The organism is Lichenifustis flavocetrariae (assembly GCF_026130545.1).
Lineage (GTDB): Bacteria > Pseudomonadota > Alphaproteobacteria > Rhizobiales > Beijerinckiaceae > Lichenihabitans > Lichenihabitans flavocetrariae.
Map to the genome: position 1 here is coordinate 36,914 of NZ_JAMOIM010000010.1, position 23,081 is coordinate 59,994.

The 23,081-nt window shown below is 62.8% G+C and carries 31 protein-coding genes; 3 read left to right on the forward strand and 28 right to left on the reverse strand.

From position 1 onward, the window contains the following. Positions 1–24: 24 nt before the first annotated feature. The 23 genes from rplE to M8523_RS15930 form a co-directional block, all read right to left on the reverse strand. Positions 25–681, reverse strand: a complete 657-nt coding sequence (rplE, locus tag M8523_RS15820; RefSeq protein ID WP_282585853.1) for a 50S ribosomal protein L5 — start codon at positions 679–681, stop codon at positions 25–27. After that, positions 674–988, reverse strand: a complete 315-nt coding sequence (rplX, locus tag M8523_RS15825) for a 50S ribosomal protein L24 (protein ID WP_282585854.1) — start codon at positions 986–988, stop codon at positions 674–676. Before rplX ends, rplE begins: the two co-directional genes overlap by 8 nt. Then, positions 988–1,356 carry a 50S ribosomal protein L14 gene (gene rplN / locus M8523_RS15830; protein ID WP_282585855.1) on the reverse strand — a complete coding sequence of 123 codons (369 nt, stop codon included), beginning with the start codon at positions 1,354–1,356 and terminating at the stop codon, positions 988–990. Before rplN ends, rplX begins: the two co-directional genes overlap by 1 nt. 270 nt (positions 1,357–1,626) lie before the next feature. Further along, the gene (gene rpsQ, locus M8523_RS15835; protein WP_282585856.1) at positions 1,627–1,887 is read right to left on the reverse strand and encodes a 30S ribosomal protein S17; all 261 of its coding nucleotides are present in this window, start codon (positions 1,885–1,887) and stop codon (positions 1,627–1,629) included. A gap of 4 nt (positions 1,888–1,891) precedes the next feature. Further along, entirely contained in the window at positions 1,892–2,104 is a 213-nt protein-coding gene (gene rpmC / locus M8523_RS15840) for a 50S ribosomal protein L29 (protein WP_282585857.1), read from the reverse strand. Positions 2,105–2,116: 12 nt separating this feature from the next. Beyond that, entirely contained in the window at positions 2,117–2,530 is a 414-nt protein-coding gene (gene rplP / locus M8523_RS15845; protein WP_282585858.1) for a 50S ribosomal protein L16, read from the reverse strand. Between the two features lie 31 nt (positions 2,531–2,561). Next, positions 2,562–3,293 carry a 30S ribosomal protein S3 gene (gene rpsC / locus M8523_RS15850; RefSeq protein WP_282585859.1) on the reverse strand — a complete coding sequence of 244 codons (732 nt, stop codon included), beginning with the start codon at positions 3,291–3,293 and terminating at the stop codon, positions 2,562–2,564. Positions 3,294–3,303: 10 nt separating this feature from the next. After that, positions 3,304–3,687 (reverse strand): 50S ribosomal protein L22, encoded by a 384-nt coding sequence (rplV, locus tag M8523_RS15855; RefSeq protein ID WP_282585860.1) that lies wholly within the window; start codon positions 3,685–3,687, stop codon positions 3,304–3,306. A gap of 3 nt (positions 3,688–3,690) precedes the next feature. After that, positions 3,691–3,969 (reverse strand): 30S ribosomal protein S19, encoded by a 279-nt coding sequence (rpsS, locus tag M8523_RS15860; protein WP_282585861.1) that lies wholly within the window; start codon positions 3,967–3,969, stop codon positions 3,691–3,693. 3 nt (positions 3,970–3,972) lie between these two features. Next, positions 3,973–4,809, reverse strand: coding sequence for a 50S ribosomal protein L2 (rplB, locus tag M8523_RS15865; RefSeq protein ID WP_282585862.1), 837 nt, complete (start codon positions 4,807–4,809; stop codon positions 3,973–3,975). A gap of 22 nt (positions 4,810–4,831) precedes the next feature. Then, the gene (locus M8523_RS15870; protein WP_282585863.1) at positions 4,832–5,128 is read right to left on the reverse strand and encodes a 50S ribosomal protein L23; all 297 of its coding nucleotides are present in this window, start codon (positions 5,126–5,128) and stop codon (positions 4,832–4,834) included. Beyond that, the gene (rplD, locus tag M8523_RS15875) at positions 5,125–5,745 is read right to left on the reverse strand and encodes a 50S ribosomal protein L4 (protein ID WP_282585864.1); all 621 of its coding nucleotides are present in this window, start codon (positions 5,743–5,745) and stop codon (positions 5,125–5,127) included. The genes M8523_RS15870 and rplD overlap by 4 nt, the downstream gene beginning before the upstream one ends. 5 nt (positions 5,746–5,750) lie before the next feature. Then, entirely contained in the window at positions 5,751–6,473 is a 723-nt protein-coding gene (gene rplC / locus M8523_RS15880; RefSeq protein WP_282585865.1) for a 50S ribosomal protein L3, read from the reverse strand. A gap of 55 nt (positions 6,474–6,528) precedes the next feature. Further along, positions 6,529–6,837 carry a 30S ribosomal protein S10 gene (gene rpsJ / locus M8523_RS15885; RefSeq protein ID WP_131118053.1) on the reverse strand — a complete coding sequence of 103 codons (309 nt, stop codon included), beginning with the start codon at positions 6,835–6,837 and terminating at the stop codon, positions 6,529–6,531. Between the two features lie 57 nt (positions 6,838–6,894). Beyond that, a complete protein-coding gene (tuf, locus tag M8523_RS15890; protein WP_282585866.1) occupies positions 6,895–8,085 on the reverse strand; it encodes an elongation factor Tu in 1,191 nt (396 codons plus the stop codon). 53 nt (positions 8,086–8,138) lie between these two features. Further along, the gene (gene fusA, locus M8523_RS15895) at positions 8,139–10,214 is read right to left on the reverse strand and encodes an elongation factor G (RefSeq protein WP_282585867.1); all 2,076 of its coding nucleotides are present in this window, start codon (positions 10,212–10,214) and stop codon (positions 8,139–8,141) included. A gap of 18 nt (positions 10,215–10,232) precedes the next feature. Then, positions 10,233–10,703, reverse strand: a complete 471-nt coding sequence (rpsG, locus tag M8523_RS15900) for a 30S ribosomal protein S7 (protein ID WP_282585868.1) — start codon at positions 10,701–10,703, stop codon at positions 10,233–10,235. A 19-nt stretch (positions 10,704–10,722) separates the two neighbouring features. Then, the gene (gene rpsL / locus M8523_RS15905) at positions 10,723–11,094 is read right to left on the reverse strand and encodes a 30S ribosomal protein S12 (RefSeq protein ID WP_282585869.1); all 372 of its coding nucleotides are present in this window, start codon (positions 11,092–11,094) and stop codon (positions 10,723–10,725) included. 546 nt (positions 11,095–11,640) lie between these two features. Further along, on the reverse strand, positions 11,641–12,135 hold the full coding sequence (locus tag M8523_RS15910; protein ID WP_282585870.1) for a hypothetical protein: 495 nt from the start codon (positions 12,133–12,135) through the stop codon (positions 11,641–11,643). Between the two features lie 241 nt (positions 12,136–12,376). Then, on the reverse strand, positions 12,377–12,880 hold the full coding sequence (locus M8523_RS15915) for a ribonuclease H family protein (protein ID WP_282585871.1): 504 nt from the start codon (positions 12,878–12,880) through the stop codon (positions 12,377–12,379). Positions 12,881–12,889: 9 nt separating this feature from the next. Then, positions 12,890–13,855, reverse strand: coding sequence for a homoserine kinase (locus tag M8523_RS15920; RefSeq protein WP_282585872.1), 966 nt, complete (start codon positions 13,853–13,855; stop codon positions 12,890–12,892). Positions 13,856–13,972: 117 nt separating this feature from the next. Further along, positions 13,973–14,962, reverse strand: coding sequence for a 4-hydroxy-3-methylbut-2-enyl diphosphate reductase (gene ispH, locus M8523_RS15925; RefSeq protein WP_282585873.1), 990 nt, complete (start codon positions 14,960–14,962; stop codon positions 13,973–13,975). A gap of 125 nt (positions 14,963–15,087) precedes the next feature. Continuing rightward, positions 15,088–15,411, reverse strand: coding sequence for a DUF1127 domain-containing protein (locus tag M8523_RS15930; RefSeq protein WP_282585874.1), 324 nt, complete (start codon positions 15,409–15,411; stop codon positions 15,088–15,090). A 159-nt stretch (positions 15,412–15,570) separates the two neighbouring features. Between M8523_RS15930 and M8523_RS15935 the strand changes: the two genes are divergently transcribed. Continuing rightward, positions 15,571–16,470 (forward strand): LysR family transcriptional regulator, encoded by a 900-nt coding sequence (locus M8523_RS15935; protein ID WP_282585875.1) that lies wholly within the window; start codon positions 15,571–15,573, stop codon positions 16,468–16,470. A 31-nt stretch (positions 16,471–16,501) separates the two neighbouring features. Here the strand turns inward: M8523_RS15935 and M8523_RS15940 are convergent, their stop codons facing one another. Together M8523_RS15940 and M8523_RS15945 are read right to left on the reverse strand one after the other, a co-directional pair. Continuing rightward, entirely contained in the window at positions 16,502–16,657 is a 156-nt protein-coding gene (locus M8523_RS15940) for a Flp family type IVb pilin (RefSeq protein ID WP_282585876.1), read from the reverse strand. Positions 16,658–16,772: 115 nt separating this feature from the next. Beyond that, positions 16,773–17,054, reverse strand: a complete 282-nt coding sequence (locus tag M8523_RS15945) for a hypothetical protein (RefSeq protein ID WP_282585877.1) — start codon at positions 17,052–17,054, stop codon at positions 16,773–16,775. Positions 17,055–17,229: 175 nt separating this feature from the next. Between M8523_RS15945 and M8523_RS15950 the strand changes: the two genes are divergently transcribed. Continuing rightward, entirely contained in the window at positions 17,230–18,609 is a 1,380-nt protein-coding gene (locus tag M8523_RS15950) for a glutamate--cysteine ligase (RefSeq protein ID WP_282585878.1), read from the forward strand. A 29-nt stretch (positions 18,610–18,638) separates the two neighbouring features. Next, positions 18,639–18,995 carry a lysozyme inhibitor LprI family protein gene (locus tag M8523_RS15955; protein WP_282585879.1) on the forward strand — a complete coding sequence of 119 codons (357 nt, stop codon included), beginning with the start codon at positions 18,639–18,641 and terminating at the stop codon, positions 18,993–18,995. 6 nt (positions 18,996–19,001) lie between these two features. Here M8523_RS15955 and M8523_RS15960 read toward each other — a convergent pair whose 3' ends face one another. The 3 genes from M8523_RS15960 to M8523_RS15970 all read right to left on the reverse strand — a co-directional run bounded on the left by M8523_RS15960 (position 19,002) and on the right by M8523_RS15970 (position 22,945). After that, positions 19,002–20,567 (reverse strand): ABC transporter substrate-binding protein, encoded by a 1,566-nt coding sequence (locus M8523_RS15960; RefSeq protein ID WP_282585880.1) that lies wholly within the window; start codon positions 20,565–20,567, stop codon positions 19,002–19,004. A 103-nt stretch (positions 20,568–20,670) separates the two neighbouring features. Then, entirely contained in the window at positions 20,671–21,615 is a 945-nt protein-coding gene (locus M8523_RS15965) for an alpha/beta hydrolase fold domain-containing protein (RefSeq protein ID WP_282585881.1), read from the reverse strand. A 31-nt stretch (positions 21,616–21,646) separates the two neighbouring features. Further along, positions 21,647–22,945: an NAD(P)/FAD-dependent oxidoreductase gene (locus tag M8523_RS15970; protein ID WP_282585882.1), complete on the reverse strand. Its 1,299-nt coding sequence runs from the start codon at positions 22,943–22,945 to the stop codon at positions 21,647–21,649. Between the last annotated feature and the right edge of the window lie 136 nt (positions 22,946–23,081).

The following is a 23,081-nucleotide window of genomic DNA, read 5'->3' on the forward strand; positions in this document are numbered from 1 at the left end:
TCCGCGTCTGAACTTCGGTGAAGCTCACTGCCGGAACGGGAAGTTGAATGCACGCAGAAGCGCACGCGCTTCGTCGTCGGTTTTCGCCGTGGTGCAGATGATCACGTCCATCCCGATCACCGACTCCGTCTTGTCGTAGTCGATCTCAGGGAAAATGATGTGTTCCTTGATGCCCATCGCATAATTGCCGCGGCCATCGAAGCTCTTCGGGTTCAGCCCACGAAAGTCTCGGACGCGAGGCAGAGCAATCGTCGTCAGCCGGTCGAGGAACTCATACATGCGGGTATGTCGCAAGGTGACCTTCGCACCGAGCGGCATGTTCTCACGCACCTTGAAGGTCGAGATCGCCTTGCGGGCATGCGTGATGACGGGCTTCTGACCGGCGATCAGGGCAAGGTCAGCGGCTGCGGTCGACACCTTCTTGGTGTCGCTCACAGCTTCGCCAACGCCCATGTTCAGTACGATCTTTTCGATCTTCGGGACGGCGAGCGCGTTCTTGTAGCCGAACTCCTCGATCAGCTTCTGGCGAATCTCATCGAGATAGAGCTTCTTTAGGCGCGGCGTGTAGCCTTCCGGCGGCGCGGCAGCGATCGACGTGTCGAACTGGCCGACCGAACCACGAGCGATCTTACCGGGCGCGGGCGCAGAACTCGCGCGCTTGGCGGTTTGAGCCTCAGCCATCGATCAACTCTCCCGACTTCTTCGCAACACGAACCTTGCGGCCATCTTCCAATATCTTGAACCCAACACGAACAGGCTTGCCGTTCTTATCGGCCAGCGCGAGGTTCGAAAGATGGATCGGGGCTTCCTTCGAAATGATGCCGCCCTGCTCCGTCTGGCTCTGCTTCGTATGGCGCTTCACCATGTTGATGCCGCCGACGCGAGCCCGTTCTTCCTTGGGGAAGACTTCCAGCACTTCGCCATCGCGACCCTTGTCGCGACCAGCCAGCACGACGACCTTGTCGCCCTTCTTGATCTTGGCGGCCATTACAGCACCTCCGGGGCGAGCGAGATGATCTTCATGTGGTTCTTGGCGCGCAGTTCACGCGGCACCGGTCCGAAGATGCGGGTTCCCACGGGCTCCGACTGGTTGTTCACCAGCACGGCCGCATTCGTGTCGAAACGGATCACGGTCCCGTCGGGACGCTTGATGTCCTTGGCGGTTCGCACCACCACGGCCTTCATCACATCACCCTTCTTCACGCGACCGCGTGGAATAGCCTCCTTGATGGAGACGACGATGATGTCACCCACGCCGGCGTACTTCCGCTTGGAACCACCCAGCACCTTGATGCACATAACGCGGCGCGCGCCGGAATTATCCGCGACGTCCAGGTTTGTCTGCATCTGAATCATGGCATTTGCCTTTCAATATTCCCGGACCCCACCGCAGCGAGGCGGCGGAGGGAAACTCAGATGATTGTTGTCCCGCGCCGGTCACCCGACCTAGGAATTCCGCCCCTCCTTCCGCCGCGAACGGGGAAGGTGGCACCGCAAGGTGCCGAATGCGGTCGTGGGGCAGAGCCTCGACCTCACCTTTCACAAGCAACACGCCCTCCCCTGCTCTCGCAAAGGAGGGACAAATTGACCTGAAAGCAGGCTGAAGGCCTGCCTCTTACACGAGTTTTACGCCTGTGTCTCGCTCGATCCGCCAGCCGCAGACGGCAAAACCGCCCAGCGCTTCAATTTCGAAATCGGACGCGTTTCCTCGATCGACACCATATCGCCGACCTTGAACACCCGATTCTCGTCATGCGCATGGTAGTTCTTGGTGCGGCGGACGGTCTTCTTCAGAAGCGGATGCGTGAAGCGGCGCTCGACCTTCACGACCACTGTCTTCTCTTGCTTGTCGCTGACGACAACGCCCTGCAAAATTCGCTTCGGCATCGCTTCACCCGTTCTTCACGCTGCGCTTCTGCGCAGCGAAGGTTTTCGCCCGCGCGATATCGCGGCGAACCACCCGAACGCGAGAGCTGTTTTCCAGCTGGCCTGTGGCGCGCTGGAAGCGGAGATTGAACTGTTCCTTCTTCAGCTTCAGGACTTCTTCCGAAAGCTGGTCTTCCGTCATCACCTTGATGTCGGACAGGCGCTGCGTGGATTTCATCACCTGTCTCCTTTATTCGGCGATACGTTGGATGAACTTGGTCTTGATCGGCAGCTTCGCGGCCGCGAGCAGCAGCGCTTCGCGGGCTGTTTCCACCGGCACGCCATCAAGTTCAAACATGATGCGGCCGGGATGGACCCGGGCCGCCCAGAACTCAGGGGCGCCCTTGCCTTTACCCATGCGGACTTCGGTCGGCTTCTTCGAAACCGGCAGATCCGGGAAGATCCGAATCCACACACGTCCTGCGCGCTTCATGTGACGGGTCAAAGCACGTCGGGCCGCCTCGATCTGACGTGCCGTGACGCGCTCCGGCTCAAGCGCCTTCAGGCCAAACTGGCCAAAGTTGAGCTCGAAGCCGCCCTTGGCCGCGCCTTTGATGCGGCCTTTGAACGCCTTTCGGAAGACTGTTCGCTTGGGTTGCAGCATGGGTTTGTTTCTCTGTTCTTATGCGCTGCGGTCAGGCCGCGCTGCGATTGTCGCGATCACGCCGACGGCGCTCACCGCCACCGCCACCCGCTTGGTCGAGTTCAGCCATCCGCTTGTCCTGGGCCATCGGATCGTGCTCGAGGATCTCACCTTTGAAGATCCACACTTTGATGCCGCAGGTGCCGTAGGCCGTATTCGCCGTCGCCACGCCGTAGTCGATATCGGCGCGCATCGTGTGCAATGGCACCCGACCTTCGCGATACCATTCGAGGCGAGCGATTTCAGCGCCGCCCAAGCGACCCGAGCAATTGATGCGAATCCCCTGCGCGCCGAGCCGCATGGCCGACTGCACGGCCCGCTTCATGGCGCGACGGAACGCGACGCGGCGTTCGAGCTGCTGCGCGATCGAGTCGGCGACCAGCGTCGCGTCGATCTCGGGCTTACGCACTTCCGTGATGTTGATCACCACTTCCGAGGTCGTGAGCTTCGACACCATCTTGCGGAGCTTGTCGATGTCGGCGCCCTTTTTGCCGATCACCACACCCGGACGTGCCGACTGGATCGTGACGCGGCACTTCTTATGCGGACGCTCGATGACGATCTTCGAGACAGCCGCCTGCTTCAGGGCGCCCATCAGCACTTCGCGGATCTTCATGTCCTCATGAAGCAGCTTGGCATATTCGTTCTTGTTCGCGAACCAACGCGAGTCCCAGGTCCGGTTGATGCCGAGACGCAGGCCGATCGGATTGACTTTCTGACCCATGATCCTGTCCTCAGGCCGCTTCTTGCGCGACTTCGCGCACGATGATGGTCAGGTTCGAGAACGGCTTCTCGATCCGACCCGCCCGGCCGCGGGCGCGGGGGCTGAAGCGCTTCATGACGAGCGCCTTGCCCACATAGGCCTCGGCGACGACGAGATCGTCGACATCGAGGTCATGGTTGTTCTCGGCATTGGCGATGGCGCTCTCGAGCGTCTTCCTCACGTCGAGCGCGATCCGCTTGCGGGAGAACTGGAGGTCAGCCAGGGCCGTGTCGACCTTCTTGCCGCGAATGAGCTGCGCCAAAAGGTTGAGCTTCTGCGGGCTGATGCGGATCATCCGCGCCACCGCCTTGGCTTCCGTCTCGCCGAGCGTCCGGGGTGCTTTCTGCTTGCCCATGCTCTAGCCCCTCTTCGACTTCTTATCCGCGGTATGACCGTGGAACGTTCGCGTCGGCGCGAACTCGCCGAACTTGTGACCGATCATGTCCTCGTTCACCTGCACGGGAATGTGCTTGTGACCGTTATGGACGCCGAACGTGAGACCCACGAATTGCGGCAGAACCGTCGAACGACGGCTCCAGATCTTGATGACTTCACTGCGGCCCGAAGCGCGCGACGTATCGGCTTTCTTCAGCAGATACCCGTCGACGAACGGACCCTTCCAGATCGAGCGTGACATGGATTAGCCCTTCTTGCGGCTGTGACGGGACTGCACGATGAATGTCGTCGTCCGCTTGTTGGTGCGCGTCTTCTTACCCTTGGTCGGCTTGCCCCACGGGGTCACGGGGTGACGGCCGCCCGATGTGCGTCCTTCACCACCACCGTGCGGATGGTCGATCGGGTTCATGGTGACGCCGCGGTTATGCGGACGACGCCCGAGCCAGCGCGACCGGCCCGCCTTACCGTGGCTGATGTTCATGTGATCGGGGTTCGAGACCGCACCGATCGTGGCAAAGCACTGGCCGTGAATGAGACGCGTCTCGCCGGACGCCTGCCGGATGCTGACATAGCCCTGGTCGCGTCCGACAATCTGCACATAGGTGCCGGCCGACCGGGCGATCGAACCACCCTTGCCGATCTTCATCTCGACGTTGTGCACGATCGTGCCGACCGGAATTGCCGCTAGCGGCATGGCATTGCCTGGCTTCACGTCGACCTGAGCGCCGGCCACGACCTTGTCACCGACATTCAGGCGCTGTGGCGCGATGATGTAGGCCTGCTCGCCATCCTCATACTTGATGAGGGCGATGAAGGACGTGCGGTTCGGATCGTATTCCAGCCGCTCAACCGTCGCCGGGATGTCGAGCTTGCGCCGCTTGAAATCAATGATGCGATAGGTCTGCTTATGACCGCCGCCCCGGAACCGGACCGTGACCCGACCCGTATTGTTACGGCCGCCGGCCTCCGACTTGCCCTCGGTGAGGGTCTTGAGCGGCTTGCCCTTGTAGAGACCGGACCGGTCAACCATCACCAGCTGGCGCAGGCTTGGCGTGACTGGCTTAAATGTTTTCAGTGCCATGACAGCGTTCCTTGCCCTCTCCTCAGAGGCCCGTGGTGACGTCGATCGAGTGGCCTTCGGCCAAGCGCACGATCGCTTTTTTCACGTCGCCCTGGGTACCCCGGCGGCCACGGAAGAATTTCGTTTTGCCCTTGCGGACGAGCGTGTTGACGCCTTCGACTTTGACGTTGAACAAGGCCTCGATCGCCGCCTTGATCTGCGGCTTGGTCGCGTCCTTGTGCACCTTGAAGGTCATGCGGTTCAGTTCGGACGCCAGAGTCGCCTTCTCGGTGATGACCGGGGCGACGATGACGTCATAATGGGTCAGTGCGTGGCTCATTTGAAGCGTGCCTCCAAAGCGTCCACGGCAGCCCGGGTGAGAACCAGCTTCTGGCGACGCAGAATGTCGTAAACGTTGATGCCCTGCACCGGCAGCACATCGATCTGCGGAATGTTGCGCGCCGCGAGCGAGAAGTTCTGCTGCAGTTCCGCGCCGTCGATGATCAGGGCGTTGGTCAGCCCCAGAACGCCAAACCGCTCCTTCAGGAGCTTCGTCTTGCCCTCGTCAAGCGAGGCCTTGTCCCACACGATGATCTCGCCGCTTCGGGCCTTGGCCGAAAGGGCGTGCTTCAGCGCGAGCGCCCGCACCTTCTTTGGAAGGTCATGCGCGAAGGACCGCGCAACGGGGCCGTGAGCCTTGCCGCCGCCCCGGAACTGCGGAACGCGCGCCGAGCCGTGACGAGCCGAACCCGTGCCCTTCTGCTTGTACATCTTCTTGCCGGTGCGCCACACGTCCGCGCGGCCCATGGTCTCGTGCGCCACGTCACGACGCTTGGCCAACTGGTAGCGCACCATGCGGGCGATCAGATCCGGGCGCGGCTCGAGCCCAAAGATCGCATCGGACAATTCGACCGTACCGGCCGACTGTCCATCGAGGGAGGTCATATCGATATTCATCGCTCTCAGCCTTCCGCGGTCATGGGTTCATCGGAGGCCGCGGCAGCACTCGACGCCGTCTTGAACTTGCCCGGCTTGGGGGCGTCCTTGTGCATCGGACGCTTGATCGCGTCGCGCACGAAGATGGTGCCGCCGGCAACGCCCGGAACGGCGCCCTCGACGAGCAAAAGGCCACGCTCGACATCGGCCTTGACGACCCGCAGGTTGAGCGTCGTGATCCGGTCGGTCCCGAGATGTCCGGCCATCTTCTTGTTCTTGAAGGTCTTGCCCGGATCCTGACGGCCGCCGGTCGAACCATGGGAGCGATGCGACAGCGACACGCCGTGCGTCGCCCGCAAGCCGCCGAAGTTCCAACGCTTCATAGGGCCCGCAAAACCCTTACCGGTCGCCGTGCCGGTGACATCGACGAACTGGCCTTCGACGAAATGGTCGGCCGTGATCTCGGCGCCGACCGGAATCATCTGATCGGGCGAAACACGGAATTCCGCGACCGTCATCTTCGGCTCGACGCTGGCAACAGCGAAATGGCCACGCTCGGCCTTCGACACATTCTTGACCTTGGCCTTGCCGAAGCCTAGCTGCAGCGCCGTATATCCGTTCGTCTCTTCCGTGCGATGCGCGACGACCTGGCAGCCTTCGAGCTTCAGCACGGTAACCGGAACATGCTCGCCTGCATCCGTAAAGATGCGGGTCATGCCGACCTTCTGGGCGATAACACCTGACCGCATTGTCAGAAATCCTTCAAGACACATCGCTATGAGAGGTGTCGGTCCAAATCAGGGATCAGAGCTTGATCTCGACGTCCACGCCGGCAGCCAAATCCAATTTCATCAGCGCGTCGACCGTTTGCGGGGTCGGATCGACGATGTCGAGCACGCGCTTGTGGGTTCGGATCTCGAACTGCTCACGCGACTTCTTGTCCACGTGTGGCGAACGGTTGACCGTGAACTTCTCGATCCGGGTCGGCAGCGGAATGGGTCCGCGAACCTGGGCTCCCGTGCGACGCGCGGTCGACACGATTTCCTTCGTCGACGCGTCCAGGACGCGATGATCGAAGGCTTTGAGGCGGATGCGGATGTTTTGACCGTTCATTTTTTCATCCTTTGATCAAGGTGGAGCGGGAGCAACTCCCGCTCCCTCGATCGCCTCTTATTCGATGATCGATGCAACGACGCCGGCACCGACGGTGCGGCCGCCTTCGCGGATGGCGAAGCGGAGCTTCTCTTCCATCGCGATCGGCACGATGAGTGCCACGTCCATCGAAATGTTGTCGCCCGGCATCACCATCTCGGTGCCTTCCGGCAGCGTCACGATCCCGGTCACGTCCGTGGTCCGGAAGTAGAACTGCGGACGGTAGTTGGTGAAGAACGGCGTGTGACGGCCACCCTCGTCCTTGGTGAGAATGTAAGCCTCGGCCTTGAACTTGGTGTGCGGCTTCACAGAGCCGGGCTTGCACAGAATCTGGCCGCGCTCGACGTCTTCACGCTTGGTGCCGCGCAGCAGGCAGCCGACGTTGTCGCCCGCCTCACCCTGATCGAGCAGCTTGCGGAACATCTCGACGCCCGTGACGGTGCTCTTGACGGTCGGACGGATGCCGACGATCTCGATTTCCTCACCGACCTTGATGATGCCGCGCTCGATACGGCCCGTGACCACCGTGCCGCGACCCGAGATCGAGAACACGTCTTCCACCGGCATCAGGAAGGGCTGATCCTTCGGGCGCTCCGGCTGCGGAATGTAGGCGTCGACGGTTTCCATCAGCTTGAGGACGGCGTCATGGCCGATCTCAGGCTGCTTGTTCTCAAGAGCGCAGAGAGCCGAGCCCTTGGTGATCGGAATATCGTCGCCGGGGAACTCGTACTTCGACAGAAGCTCGCGTACTTCAAGTTCGACGAGCTCAAGGAGCTCCTCGTCATCGACCATGTCGACCTTGTTCAGGAACACGACCAGGGCCGGCACGCCGACCTGCCGGGCGAGCAGGATGTGCTCGCGGGTCTGCGGCATCGGGCCATCGGCGGCGGACACGACCAGGATCGCGCCGTCCATCTGCGCAGCGCCCGTGATCATGTTCTTTACATAATCGGCGTGGCCAGGGCAGTCGACGTGGGCATAATGGCGATTCTTGGTCTCGTACTCGACGTGAGCCGTCGAGATCGTGATGCCGCGCGCCTTCTCTTCCGGCGCCTTGTCGATCTGATCATAGGCCGTGAACGTGGCGCCGCCCGACTCGGCCAGCACCTTGGTGATGGCGGCCGTCAGCGACGTCTTGCCATGGTCGACGTGACCGATGGTGCCGATGTTGCAATGCGGCTTATTGCGGGAGAATTTTTCCTTAGCCATCGATGGCTCCTCTTAAACCTTGGTCAGGCTCAACTGGGTGGATTGGAAGAGGTTCAGGCGTATTTCGCCTGAACTTTGGCGGCTTCACCCGCCGGGACCTGCTCGTAGTGATCGAACTGCATCGTGAAAGTGGCACGACCCTGGCTGAACGACCGGAGCGTGTTCACATAGCCGAACATATTGGCGAGCGGCACCATGGCGTTGATGACATTCGCGTTGCCGCGCATGTCCTGGCCCTGGATCTGCCCACGACGCGAGTTCAGGTCGCCGATGACCGAACCCGTGTAATCCTCCGGCGTCACGACCTCGACCTTCATGATGGGCTCCAAAAGAACGGACCCGCCCTTCTGCAGAGCTTCTCGGAAGGCTGCCCGGGACGCGATTTCGAAGGCGAGCACTGACGAGTCGACGTCATGGAACGCGCCGTCGATGAGAGTCGCTTTGGTGTCGACCACCGGGAAACCCGCCAGGATGCCGGACCCCATCACGCTGTTGATGCCCTTCTCGACGCCGGGGATGTATTCCTTCGGCACCGCGCCGCCGACGATCTTCGACTCGAACAGATTGCCTTTTCCGGCCTCGTTCGGCTCGAAAATGATCTTCACCCGCGCAAATTGACCCGTACCACCGGTCTGCTTCTTGTGGGTGTAGTCCTGCTCGACACGGCGCGTCAGCTTCTCGCGATAGGCCACCTGCGGGGCGCCGATATTGGCGTCGACCTTGTAGGTACGGCGCAGAATGTCGACCTTAATGTCGAGGTGGAGCTCGCCCATTCCCTTGAGGATGGTCTGGCCGGATTCCTGATCGGTCGACACGCGGAAGGACGGATCCTCCGCGGCCAACTTCGACAGAGCGACGCCTAGCTTCTCCTGGTCTGCCTTAGACTTCGGCTCGATCGCGATTTCGATGACAGGCTCAGGAAATTCCATGCGCTCGAGAATGACTTGCTTCTGCATGTCGCAGAGCGTGTCACCCGTGCGGGTATCCTTGAGGCCGGCCAGCGCGACGATGTCGCCCGTATAGGCTTCCTTGATGTCCTCGCGGTTGTTCGCGTGCATGAGAAGCATACGACCGACGCGTTCCTTCTTGTCCTTGGTCGAATTCATGACCGTCGTGCCGGTCTCGACCATGCCCGAATAGACGCGGCAGAACGTTATCGTGCCAACGAAGGGATCATCCATGATCTTGAAGGCGAGCATCGAGAAAGGCTCGTCGTCACCCGGCAGGCGCACGACTTCCTCTTCGGTCTTGACGTCGATACCCTTGATGGCTTCGCGATCGAGCGGCGACGGCAGGAAATCCACGACGGCGTCGAGGAGCGGCTGCACGCCCTTGTTCTTGAACGCGGTTCCGCACAGCACCGGAATGAAGGTGATATAACGCACGGCCTTCCGGATCAGGCGCTTGAGGGTCTTCTCGTCCGGCTCGGTGCCGTCGAGATAGGCGGACATGACGTCGTCGTCGAGTTCCACGGCGGCTTCGAGCAGCGCAAGACGATATTCGTCCGCCTTCTCCTTGAGGTCAGCCGGGATCTCTTCGTCATGGAAGGTCGCGCCGAGGTTCTCGTTGTCCCAAACGACAGCCTTCATGCGGACGAGGTCAATGATGCCCTTGAAGTCGGACTCGGAACCGATCGGCAATTGAATGCAGATCGCCCGGCCGCCGACGCGGGTCTTGATGTCATCGACGCATTTGTAGAAGTCGGCGCCGATCTTATCCATCTTGTTGACGAACACGATGCGGGGCACGTGATACTTATCGGCCTGGCGCCAAACGGTCTCGGTCTGCGGCTCAACACCCTGGTTGCCGTCAAGCACGCAAACGCAGCCGTCGAGCACGCGGAGCGAGCGCTCCACCTCGATCGTGAAATCCACGTGACCGGGCGTGTCGATGATGTTCAGGCGATGGTCGTTCCAGAAAGTCGTCGTGGCAGCCGAGGTGATCGTGATGCCGCGTTCCTGCTCCTGCTCCATCCAATCCATGGTGGCAGCGCCATCATGGACTTCGCCGATCTTATGCGACTTGCCGGAATAATAGAGGATCCGCTCGGTCGTCGTAGTCTTGCCCGCGTCGATGTGGGCCATGATGCCGAAGTTGCGGTAGTCCTCGATTTTATGGGTGCGAGGCATGGGGAGATCCTTGGTGCTTTACCAGCGGTAGTGCGAGAAGGCGCGATTCGCCTCCGCCATGCGATGTGTATCTTCACGCTTCTTGACCGCGTTGCCGCGGTTGTTTGACGCGTCGATCAACTCGTTCGAAAGACGGTCGACCATTGTCTTGTCGTTGCGGGCCCGGGCCGCCGTGATCAGCCAGCGGATCGCCAGAGCCTGGCGACGCTCGGGACGAACCTCGACCGGAACCTGGTAGGTCGCGCCTCCGACGCGCCGCGACCGAACCTCGATGGCCGGCGCGACATTCTCGAGCGCCTGCTGGAAGATCGGCAAAGGCTCGACACGCAGCTTCGTCTCGATCTGCTCGAAAGCACCGTAGACGATCTGCTCGGCGACGGACTTCTTCCCGTCGTACATGATCGAGTTCATGAACTTTGTGAGAATCACATCACCGAACTTGGCGTCCGGGATGATCTCTCGCTTTTCTGCGCTATGGCGACGGGACATGGTCGGTTCCTGAAATTCGTTACTTCGGACGCTTCGCGCCGTACTTGGAGCGGCGCTGCTTCCGGTTCTTCACGCCCTGCGTGTCGAGCACGCCGCGGAGAATGTGATAGCGCACGCCCGGCAAATCCTTCACGCGGCCACCGCGGATCATGACCACCGAGTGTTCCTGAAGGTTGTGGCCTTCACCCGGAATGTAACCGATCACTTCGAAGCCGTTCGTCAGACGAACCTTGGCAACCTTACGAAGCGCCGAGTTCGGCTTCTTCGGGGTCGTCGTATAAACACGTGTGCAAACCCCACGCTTCTGCGGGCTCTGCTGCAGCGCGGGAACTTTATTCCGCACCACGGATGCGACCCGCGGGTTGCGGATCAACTGGCTGATCGTCGGCATCAATTCCGCCCTGTTGAGGGGTGTTTCGCCCCGGTTCGGGGCCGAAACCCCTGGCCCAAACATCAACACACCAAAGCCGGCCAAGCCTTGATGTGACGACAACACAAAGCAAAACCGCGCTCCCGGCCGTTTAAGACCGGACGCGCCGCAATGCAGAGGACCAAGGCCCCTTGCGGTTCCTTGTTCTTGCCTCATGCTCCGACTCTGAAGCCGGAGGTGACCTTACTCAGTCGCAGGAGACGCCGACAGCGTTTAGGTTCTTTAGGTCGGGAACGCGTCGTTCCGGATCGAGAGATGCCTACAGCCCGTCGAATGTGACGCGGTTATTAATGTGAGATTGAAGCGTCGTCAACGGTTTTCTGTGGCTTTCGCGTCCGCTTGGGTCTGGGTTGCGATCATGGCGCTATAGCCGGGAGCCGATCACGGCTCCCATTTGCCCCCATGAAGGTAGAGATCGGCCGTCAGCCAGTGAAGCACTCGGCTCATGCGTCGTGCTCAGTTTATGGGAATAGAAATCCGGCCGGCATTGGAGCTGGCGATCTCGTGTCAGATCCGGAACGTCGCCATTCGCCGGGCCAACATGGCGACTGCGGAATCGTCGGCGTTTGAAATCAGAAGTATGGCCCGAACCATTTGCCCAGCCGTGCGAAGATGATCCGGCAATGGCAAAGCATAGATCGTCAGGCCAGCCTTCGGCAGAAGTGTCGGGGTCAGGCTTGAAGAGGGCTTCAATGCGACAGCAATAAGCTCTGAAAGAGCATGATTGTCGGCCGCGTCGCGAGCGATCAGATGGTGCGTCCGCAACCGCAGCGGCCCGTCTACAAATGGATTCGAGGCGCTGTTGGCGTGCAAGACACGGCCGTCGCCGTCGAAGAAGAGCGCCGGGATGCCAAGCAGCTCCAATGTGTCGGCGACGCCTCGGGCGTAGGCTCCGGCGATGATCGGCAGCAGGATCTCTTCGGGTAGCCGGTCGCTGCCGACGGATGACCGGAAGTCATCGTTGTCGACTGTCTCACGCTGAGGTGCGAAGAAACCCGTCATCCATCCATCCGTAACAAGACCCGTGAAGTGGTCGTATCCGTATGGTGCAATCAACCGGCGAGGCTGTAAACGGTTCGACCGGATTCCGGTTTTTAATTATCCTTAATGTCTTGGCGGTCGGCATCGGGGTCAATCAGGGCGAAACCGCGCGCAAGCCGGACTACCGGCAGACGCTTGTGGGGCGCATCAAAACGCAGGTCGTGAAACTCAACGAGCGCGACAGTGCACGCTCTTCCTGGCCTCAGAGCAGCGTTCCTTGCCGCCCCGCCAATAGGCCTGGTGCAGGCACCTTCGGGCCTCCGCCCTCGCGCGCTTCGCGTAGGGCCTTGTTGGCGAGCCCATCCACGCGCTCGTTGTGCAGGTCGCCGTTATGGCCCCGCACCCAGCGGGCCGTCACCTTGCGGGCGTCGGCCAGGGCGAAGAGTTGCTTCCACAGGGGCAGGTTCGCCACCGGCTCGCCCTTGGCATTGCGAAACCCCTTGCGTTCCCAGCCCTTACGCCACTCCGTCAGGCCTTTCAGCACATACTGGCTGTCGGACACGAGTTCGACCGGGGCTCCGGCCGGAACACGGGAAAGGCCCTCGATCGCCGCCGTCAATTCGGCGATCTGGTTGGTGCCATGCCCGATGAAACCATGGTGTTCGGTCCCGCTCTGGCTCCCGGGCGGGATGAGGTAGAGGCCCCAGGCACAGGGTCCGGGGTTCGTGGGTGCGCAGGCACCGTCCGTATAGGCGATCCAGGTCATCGGAGGCTTTTAACCCGGCAGGCCGTAGATTCGCGAGTCTTCGACGGTGCGGTGAAACCGCATCTTTCCGAGATACTCGCGCGGGTCTTTCGGCCTCACCAGCGCGCCGGGCGGCACATTGAGCCAATCGACCAGCCGGGTGAGCATGAAACGCAGAGCCGACCCATGCGCCAGCACCGGCAGGGCCTGCCGCTCTGCGAGAGTCAGCGGCCGAATCGACTGATAGCCCGCGAGCAGCGCCTCGCTCTTGGCCGCGTCAAAGGCTCCGGCCGCGCTAAAACACCAGGCGTTCAGGCAGATCGACAAGTCGTACGCAAATGCGTCCGTGCAGGCGAAATAGAAGTCGATGAGTCCGGAGAGGGTCTCGCCGAGAAAGAACACGTTGTCCGGGAACAGATCCGCGTGGATCACACCCGCCGGCAAGTCACGTGGCCAGCGTGCCGAAAGGTCGGCGAGGTCTGTCTCGATTTCCGCCGCAAGCCCGGCGGCCACTTCATGGGCCCGCGGTGCGGCCTGTGCGGAAAGCCGTTTCCAGCCGTCCACCGACAAGGCATTGGCGCGGCGCATGGGAAAATCCGCGCCCGCCAGGTGCAGGCGCGCCAGAACCTCGCCGAGCGCTTGGCAGTGCCGGGCCTGGGGATTGGCGATCCAGATCCCGTCGAGAAAGGTGACGATCGCCGCAGGCCGGCCGCACAGGCGACCGAGCACATCGCCCGACCGGTTACGCACCGGCTGCGGGCAATTCAGCCCCTTGGCCGAGAGATGACCCAACAGGCCGATGAAGAAGGGCAGGTCTTCGGCATCAACCCGCTTCTCGTAAAGCGTGAGGATGAACGCGCCACGGCTCGTCTGCAGCAGGAAGTTTGAATTCTCGACACCCTCGGCGATCCCCTTGAAGGACAGAAGCGTGCCGAGGTCATAGGCTTCGAGAAACGCGGTCAGGTCCGCGGCGGACACGTCGGTGTAGACAGCCATGGCCGGTCCCGCCCTACACAGCCTTGCGTGGCCGAAGCCACGATCGGGCCCGCTCGATCTTAGGAAACATCAACGCTGCCGATTCAATCCAAGCGGATGCAGAGTGGGACAGCCTACTCACGCCAGCGCCGGGGTACCCTGCGTCAAGGGCCGCAATTCGCGCGGCAGCGGGAAGAACATGTTCTCCTGGACGGTCGACACCGTTTCAACGTCGATCTCGTAGCGCTCCGCGAAGGCGTCGATGATTTCCTCGACCAGAACTTCCGGCGCCGAAGCGCCGGCCGTGATGCCGATCGTCTTGATGTCACCGAGCGGCGCCCAGTCGATGTCGCTCGCCCGCAGCACGAGCTGGCTGTTCTTGCAGCCTTCCCGCTCGCTAACCTCTTTCAGGCGCTGTGAGTTCGAGGAATTGGCAGACCCCACGACCAGCAACGCGTCCACCTTGTGGGCGATCTGCTTCACGGCTTCCTGTCGGTTGGTGGTCGCGTAGCAGATGTCTTCCTTGTGCGGGCTGACGATGGCCGGAAAGCGCAACTTCAGCGCGTCGACGATGCCCTGCGTGTCGTCGACCGACAGCGTCGTCTGGGTGACGAAGGCGAGCGGTTGCTGCCGCAACTCATCGCCTCTTTCATCGGCCAGGCGATGAACGTCTTCGAGGTTTTCGACCAGGATCACGGCCCCAGCCGGAAGTTGACCCAGCGTCCCCACGACCTCGGGATGGCCGGCATGACCGACCAGAAGCACGCGATGGCCACGACGATAGTGCAGTTCGGCCTCACGGTGCACCTTTGTCACCAGTGGGCAGGTTGCGTCGATCGCAAACATCTTGCGGTCCGCCGCCTCGGACGGAACCGACTTCGGTACCCCATGGGCGGAGAAGATGACCGGCGCTTCCGTGTCGGGAATCTCGTTTAATTCCTCGACGAAGATCGCGCCCTTCTTCTTGAGGCTCTCGACGACATACTTGTTGTGCACGATCTCGTGCCGCACGTAGACGGGCGGACCATAGATCGACAGAGCCTGCTCCACCGCATCGATCGCCCGGATGACGCCCGCGCAGAAGCCGCGCGGGGCGCAAAGCAAAATATGCAGCGGCGGTTTTGTCATGGTCCAACACTCTGTCAATTGCGACGACTTGTGCTGGAATGCGGTCCGGCGGTCAAGCTTGAGCACGACTATGGGCACGGCAGGGCGTGAAAGCAGGCCGGTCGCGCATGCGGCCGGCCCGTTCCTCACGCGGCGCGGTTTTCGCGCTCCCAGGTCTCGACCAGGCGCGCGTGCGCGAGTTTCTCACGTAAATTCGCCTTGGTGGCCAGCCGGCTCTCCCGCGCGCGCGCGACAAGCCCGACCGTGGGATCACGGAAAAGCGGTTCTGCCATGGCCGACCACACATCATGGCGGGTGAGGCCGATGTCCTTGAGCATCCGGTCGTCCATTTGGCCCAGCTGGCCCATCACGAGACGGCGCGACAGGATCGTTCCAACCAGCTTGCTAGCGGTCATGAGAGAGGCGAAGGGACGAACCAATATCCCCAGAACTGTGGCGGGGCGAGCCATGAGACGAACTCCTGGATTGCGGGCGCCGATCGCCTGCCCGGTGCGGGAAGGCTGTGCGTGGCGCCCAGCTTGATCTAAGCCAACAGGAACCATCAAAATAGCGAATGTTCACGATAGCTGATATCAACGACTCACATCGATAATGACGGCAGGGCACAGATGGCCACCCTTCTCGACATGGACCAGCTTCGCACCTTTGTGGCGATCGTCGACACAGGCTCGTTCACGCGCGCCGCCGAGGCCGTCCACAAAACCCAATCGGCGGTTTCCATGCAGATGAAGAAACTGGAAGAACGGATCGGCCGTGCGATCTTCGCTCGGGATGGACGGGCCTCGAAACTGACCGAGGACGGGATCCGGCTCGCCGATTATGCCCGGCGCATCGTTCGGCTCAACGGCGAAGCCTTGGCGAGTTTCGCAGACCAGGAGCTTGCCGGACACGTGCGGCTTGGCCTGCCGGATGATTACGCCGATCGCTACCTTCCAGAAATCCTGGTGCGGTTCTCCGATTTGAACCCTCGCGTCGAGGTCACGGTCGTGTGCGAACCTACCCCGATGCTCGTCAGCCGAATCGCGGCCGCCGATCTCGACCTCGCGATCATCACCCATGTCGAGAGCCGGGGGCGCGTCAGCATCATCCGCACCGAGCGATTGCTCTGGGTCACCTCGTCCCGGCACTCCGTGCATGAGTCGACGCCGCTGCCGCTGGCACTCGGGCGTCTCGACTGTACCTGGCGACATGCCGCGACGCTGCGGCTCGAAGACGTCGGCAAGCCATTCCGGGTGCTCTACGCAAGCTGGAACTCGACGGCCGTGGGTGCCGCGGTCCTGGCCGGACTGGCCGTCTCGGTCCTGCCCGAAAGCGCACTCCGGCCCGGCATGCGGGTACTCGGCCCTTCAGACGGATTTCCCGCGCTTCCCTCCTGCAAGATCGCTCTCTTGAGGAACACGGTCGAATCCTCACCCTTGGCCGACGCCCTCGCGGCGCTGATCGTCTCCAGCCTCGATAATATGTCGGGTGCGCAGTCGAGCGACGTGCCTGACCTGGCCTACGCCTGAATCTGCCGGGCACTCACCCACGGGGATCCGCTCAGTTCAGCCCGCCCACGACGGGGCCGAAGAATTTCGCGTTGAGTTTGATGCCGATTTCAGTGCTCGCCGCGACAATGACGATCGAGATCACGGCCGCGATCATGGCATATTCGAGACTTGTCGCGCCTGTCCGGTCTGCGAGAAATCGTTTCATCACGCCGCTGACCCCCGTCTGGGCGCAGTCTAGCAGCCAAGTCCGACGCTTCCGTTAACACAGGCAAAGCAAAAAGGCCCGTTCCAGATGGAACGGGCCTCCAGGTCGACTCAGCTTACATGGTCTTCTTTTTCATCATCTTCTTCGACATGTGCTTCTTCTTCATCATCTTTTTGGGCGCGGCGGTCGCGTCTGCACCCGCATCAGCCGCAGGAGCCGCGGCGGCGCCTGCCGCAGGGGCGGCTGGGGCTGCATTCGGATCGGTCTGAGCGAAAGCGGAGCCGAGGCCAAGCACCGATACGGCACAAGCCAGGATAAGCGATTTACGAATCGAAACCATAATTGTCTCCCCAGAACCATGACGGCCGCGCCGGCCGACGTCCCGCGATACAGCCATGCGGAACGCGACGCCGAGCGGTTCCTCACTGTCTCGACGCCCCTATGAACGGTAGGTGAACCGTTTCCGGAAGCAAGGGTCGTTGCCACTTTTCTTCCCAGTGCCTATCTAAAGGCGCGCCACGAGACCGCGACGGATTTCGGAGGCGGCGTCAATCGAGCGGTGAAAGTGTAGAATGGCCCGTGACGTCAATGATCTGACGCCGATCGAGTCGCGTGACGAGCTCGTGCGATGGTTCGAGCAGGGCTGTAAGCCGCCCGCGCGATTTCGTGTCGGGACAGAGCACGAAAAGGTGCCGTTCCGATCGGCCACCCGACAGCCCGTCCCGTATAGGGGCGATGGGGCGGGCCGCGGCGGTATCGCCGACCTCCTCGCGGGACTGCAGGCCCGGTCTGGGTGGGAACCGATCATTGAGGCCGGTCAGACGATCGGTTTGTTCGATGCCGTCGGCGGGGGAGCCATCTCGCTCGAACCTGGTGGCCAGTTCGAACTCTCCGGGGCTCCGGTGGACAGCATCCATGAGACGGCCGCGGAACTCGCGACCCATCTCGAAGACGTCCGCAGCGTGGGTGAACCGCTCGGCATCCGGTTTCTAACGCTCGGCATGTCGCCGCAATGGTCGCTCGCTGAGACGCCCGTGATGCCCAAGGGGCGCTACCGCATCATGGCGAATTACATGCCGAAGGTCGGCAGCCGTGGCCTCGACATGATGTTCCGCACCGCGACCGTGCAGGCCAACCTCGATTTCAGCAGTGAAGCCGACATGGTGCGAAAGCTCCGCGTGTCGATCGCCGTGCAGCCGATCACGGCCGCGATCTTTGCAAATTCGCCTTTCACCGACGGCCGCCCGAACGGCTTCCTATCGGCACGATCGGAGATCTGGCGCGACACCGACAACGCACGAGCCGGGATGATGCCGTTCGCGTTCGAAGATGGGTTCGGGTTCGAGCGCTATGTCGATTATGCGCTCGACGTGCCCATGTATTTCGTCAAGCGCGGCGAGACCTATCACGACGTCGCGGGCTTGAGCTTTCGTGATCTTCTCGACGGACGCCTGACCGCCCTGCCCGGCGAACGCGCGACCTTGTCGGACTGGGCCAATCATCTGTCGACCATCTTCCCCGAGGTGCGCCTCAAACGCTACCTCGAGATGCGAGGCGAGGATGTTGGACCTCAGGCCATGATCAACGCGCTCCCGGCCCTGTTCGTCGGACTTCTCTATGACGACGAGGCCCTCGATGGAGCGGCCGAGATCGTCAAGGACTGGACCGCCGCCGATCGCCAGACCTTGCGTGACGACGTACCGCGCCTCGGGCTCGATGCGGTCGTCCGCGGCATACCGGCACGCGCCATCGCGCGCGAGTTGCTCGGCTTGGCCCGCGCCGGTCTCGCCCGCCGTGGCCGGTGCGATCTCCAGGGCCGCGACGAGACGGGTTTCCTCGACCCGCTCGATCGGATCGTCGATGGCCGGACCCAGGCGGAGGAGCTTCTCGCGCTCTATCGCGGCGCCTGGAACGGCAGCGTCGGGCCGGTGTTCGATCACTGTATCTTCTGACTTCCTCCCGACACTTTCCAGGTGGCCCCATGCGCTTCATCCAGCATCTGTTCGCGGCCGGCTTCCTGCTCGGCGGGCTGACCCAGGCCGTCGCGGCCCCCGATGGCTTCATCGATTGCGCCAAGGCCGCGACGGTCGACGAGAAGGCCATCTGCGCCGACATCAAGCTCGTTCAGGACGATGCCCGCATGGTGACGCTCTACAAGGTCGCCATGGGTCTCGCCGGCATGGGCGTCCGTGGCGACCTTCAGGATGGCCAGTCGACCTGGCTCGAACATCGCCACACCTGCAAGGACGACACAACGTGCTTGCGGACGACCTACGCGGCACGCATCGAGCGGCTGCAGAAAGTGATCGATGCTGTGGCGGCACGCGGTCCGTTCTGATGCACTTCAGAACGCGAGCCAGACCTTCTCGCCGATCCGCTGACCCATGAGATCGAACAACGGATGCGGCTTCATCCCCTTCACCCGGGAACCGCCGCCTTCGAGATAGTCGATGAACATGGGGATCACGGCGCCCCCGTCGTCTGAGATCATCTTCTGAAGCTCGAAATACATGGCCTTGCGCTTGACCACGTCGTCCTCGGTTCGGGCCGCCAGCAGGATCTTGTCGAAGTCCGGACGCTTCCAGGAGGTCTCGTTCCAGGCGGCGTCGGATTTATACGCGATCGTCAGCATCTGGTCGGCGGTGGGACGACCACCCCAATAGGACACGCAAAACGGCGCTTTCATCCAGACGGCGCTGAAATAGCCGTCCGCGGCCTTCCGCTCCACCGTCATCTCGATGCCGGTGGGTTTGCAAGCTTCCTGATAGAGCAGCGAGGCATCGGTCGCCCCCGTGAAGGCCGCATCCGACACCGCGAGGGTCACAGGCAGGGTGGTCAGACCAGCCTGCTTCAGATGAAATTTGGCCTTGTCGCGATCGTAGGCGCGCTGCGGCAGATCGGCCGCGTAGAAGGGATTGGTGCGTGGGATCGGGTGGTCATTGCCGATGACGCCATAGCCGTGCAGCACCGTGTCGATGATTCCCTGGCGGTCGATCCCGTATTTGAGCGCCAGCCGCACGTTGACGTCGTCATAGGGCTTGTCGGTGACGTTCATCAGGAACACCGCGTGCTGCCCGGCCGCGTTGCGAATCACTTGGAGGCCGCTCCGACGCTTCAAAAGATCGACCGTCCGGGCGTCCAGCCGGTTGACGACATCGACCTGTCCAGAGACGAGCGCATTGGTGCGGGCATTGGTGTCGTTGATGCAGAGGATCTCGATCGCATCGACATGGCCGCACCCGGGTTTCCAGTAGCCGCTCCGCTTCTTGGTGACGGAGCGGATGCCGGGCTCGAACACCTCCAGCGTATATCCCCCCGTACCGACCGGCTTCATCCAGTCCGTCCAGCCATTTGGAACGACGAAGAAGTGATAGTCGGACAGGAGATAGGGGAGATCGACATTGCCGCTCGACAAGGTGATGTCGACCTGATGGGAACTCAGCTTCCTGACGTCGGTGATATCCCCCAGCGTGGCCTTGGCGGCCGACTTCGTCTCGCCACGATGGAGGTTCAGCGAATAGATGATGTCGTCGGCATCGAGCGTCTTGCCGTTCGAGAAGGTCACGCCGCGACGCACGTCGAACACCCATTCGGCGAAGCCGGGCTTTGCCTCCCAGCGCTCCAGCAATTCGGGCACGGGCTGGTTCTTCTCATCGATCTCGACGAGACCATTCATCACCTGAAAAGCGAGATTGACCGGCACCCAGTCGGTCACGGCGCGCGGATCGAGGCTGTCCGAGGTCGCGCCACCCGTCATCCCGAGCCTGAGCGTGCCGCCCGCCTGCGGCGTTGTGTCGTCGGCCCTGGCACGGGCACCGAGGCCCAACCCGCCCGTGCCGCCGAGCAGCGCCGCGCCGGTCAACAGAGCACGGCGGTTGAGGCCGCTGAGGGTCGAGAAGTCTGGTTCCATGCGATCTTCTCCGGCTACCGAATTGCGCAATACTGCGCGCGGACCCGCTTCGAAGCCACCTTTGCCTCGGGGATCGCGGCAAGAGAACACATCGTATGGCAGCTTACGGCGATGTCCGAGAGCCGTGCAGGCGGCGGGCCACGAACGCGCAGAGTCGCCCGAAGGGCTCGGCCACAGCCGGTGAGCGGTCGAGCGCGCGCAGGCATCCGTGCACGAGGCCGGTGCCGGGCAGCAACAGAACTTCGGTCCGAACCGCCCGGAGGCGCCGGGCCAGTTCGGTGCAGTCGTCGCGCAGCGGGTCGTGCTCGGCGGGCAGGAGAACGGTCGGTGGCAGACCCGAAACATCGGGGGAATCGAGCACGAATGTGCCGGGCGGCGGTTCACGGCCGGCGAGATAGACGGAGCGGTAGAAGCGGACATCGGCCAGCGTCAGCATCGGCGCGGCAGATTCCAGACGGCACGCCGGCTCGGCCGGTTCGTAGCCCAACGACGGATACACCAAGGCCAGGGCCGCCAAGCGACCTGGGCGCGCCTTGCCTGCCTGCAAGGCCGCCGCGGCCATCAAGGCCGCCCCGGCGCTGTCGCCCATGAGGGCCACGGGAGAGAGTGGGAGATCGGGCCAGGGCAGTTGCCGCATCAGGGCGGCGGCCAGCACGACCATGATGTCATCGAGCGCAGCTGGCGCCGGGTGTTCGGGCGCCAGTCGATAGTCGATCGCGATAACCTCCGCGCCCGTTGCCTCCGCCACCCGCGCCACGATGCTGTCATGGCTGTCGAGCGAACCGAGCATGAAGCCGCCGCCATGCGCGTAGAGCACGAGGCCGCGCGAGAGCTCCCGTCGGGGCATGTAGCGCCGGAGCGGGATGCTTCGGCCCGTCGTGGCCAGCATTGCATCCTGACTTTCGATCCCCGAAGGTCGCCGCACCGCGAAGGCGTGGGCATAGGCGTGATAGAGCCGCCGCTGGTCGACGATCGACCGGGTTGCCGCATCAGGCGGATAGAAACGCTCGCTCTCGGCGATGAAAGCCTGGATGTCGGGATCGATCACACGTCACTCGGAGTTCATGGCGCCAGCCGTGTCACATGCCGAGCGCGTTGCGGGCCCGGCCATAGGCGATCCGCGCCGAGGCCGCGAGGGGCCAGAGGCGGTGGAACGGGATCGGCCGCAGCGGTGTCACAGGCATGTCGAGGTCAGAGGCGGGCGTGCCGGAGATGCGTCGGGCGATCTCGCCGCCCATGACGGTCGCCATGGCGATGCCACGGCCGTTGTAGCCCAGGCACGCGATGGCGTTGGGGCCGGGTTCCTGCAGATGCGGATAATGGTCGGTCGTGATCGCCAGCTGCCCGTTCCAGCCGTGCGACCAACGTACGTCGCCGATGAAGGGCCACAGGCGCTTGGTGTAGCGCATGAGATCCCGGAACCCTTCCGGTCCCTCCAGGGGCCGCAGGCGGCTGCGGCCGCCCATCAGCAGGCGGTTGGCGGCATCGAGGCGATAATAGACCGTGATGGCTTCGTGTTCGTAGAGCACCGAACCCTCCGGCAGGATACGTCGGGCGACGGCGTCGGGCAGCGGCTCGGTCGCCACGATCCCGCTGTAGACCGGCACGATGCTGCGCCTGAGCCCGGGCCAGAGATCGTCCGTGTAGCCATTGGTGGCGAGCACCAGCCATTCGGCCGTGACGGAGCCCCGCGGGGTCGTCAGCAGCCACTTGTTCCCCTGGCGCACGACAGCTGCCGCAGGGGTTTGGCTGTGGACGCTGGCCCCCGCCCTGATGGCGGCCTCGGCCAGACCCCGCGCATAGCCGAGCGGGTTGACCGAACCGCCACGGCGATCCAGCGCGCCGCAGATATAGCGGCCCGTGCCGGTCGCGGTCGCGATCCCGTCGCGGTCGAGCAACTCGACCGGTGCCCCGCGCCGCTGCCAGCGCTCGGTGGCGCGGCGGATCGTGTCGGCGGAGCCGTTCGTGAAGGTCGCCCGGATGGTGCCGGTCTGGCGCGCGTCGCAGCGGATCTGGTGTTCGCGGATCAGCGCGAAGACCCGGTTGGGGGCGTCACCCGAAAGAGCGATCATGCGCCGGCCGAGCGCCGCGCCGAACTCGGCCTCGATCTCGTCGGGTTCGTGTTTCAGGCCCGGATTGACTTGGCCGCCATTGCGCCCCGAGGCGCCCCAGCCAGGCTCTCGAGCTTCGAGCACCGCGACCTCGACACCCCGCTGAGCGAGGGGGAGGGCAGCCGAAAGTCCCGTGAAACCGCCGCCCACGATGGCGACATCCACGGTCCGGTCGCCATCCAGCGGCGATGTCGCGACCCGCTCGCGAGCGGTTTCGGCATAAAGACTGCGCGGCAGCCGCGCATCATCCGGGACCGATCCGCTCACCGGCATGTTCTCCCCTCGGCTCGTCCTAGAGGATTTTCTATCACGATCCGCGATGCCGAAGACCAGCCTGGGCCGACGAAAACATGGGTTGTCGAACGCGGCAAGCCACGTCTCCTCTTCCCACCCGCGCCACCGT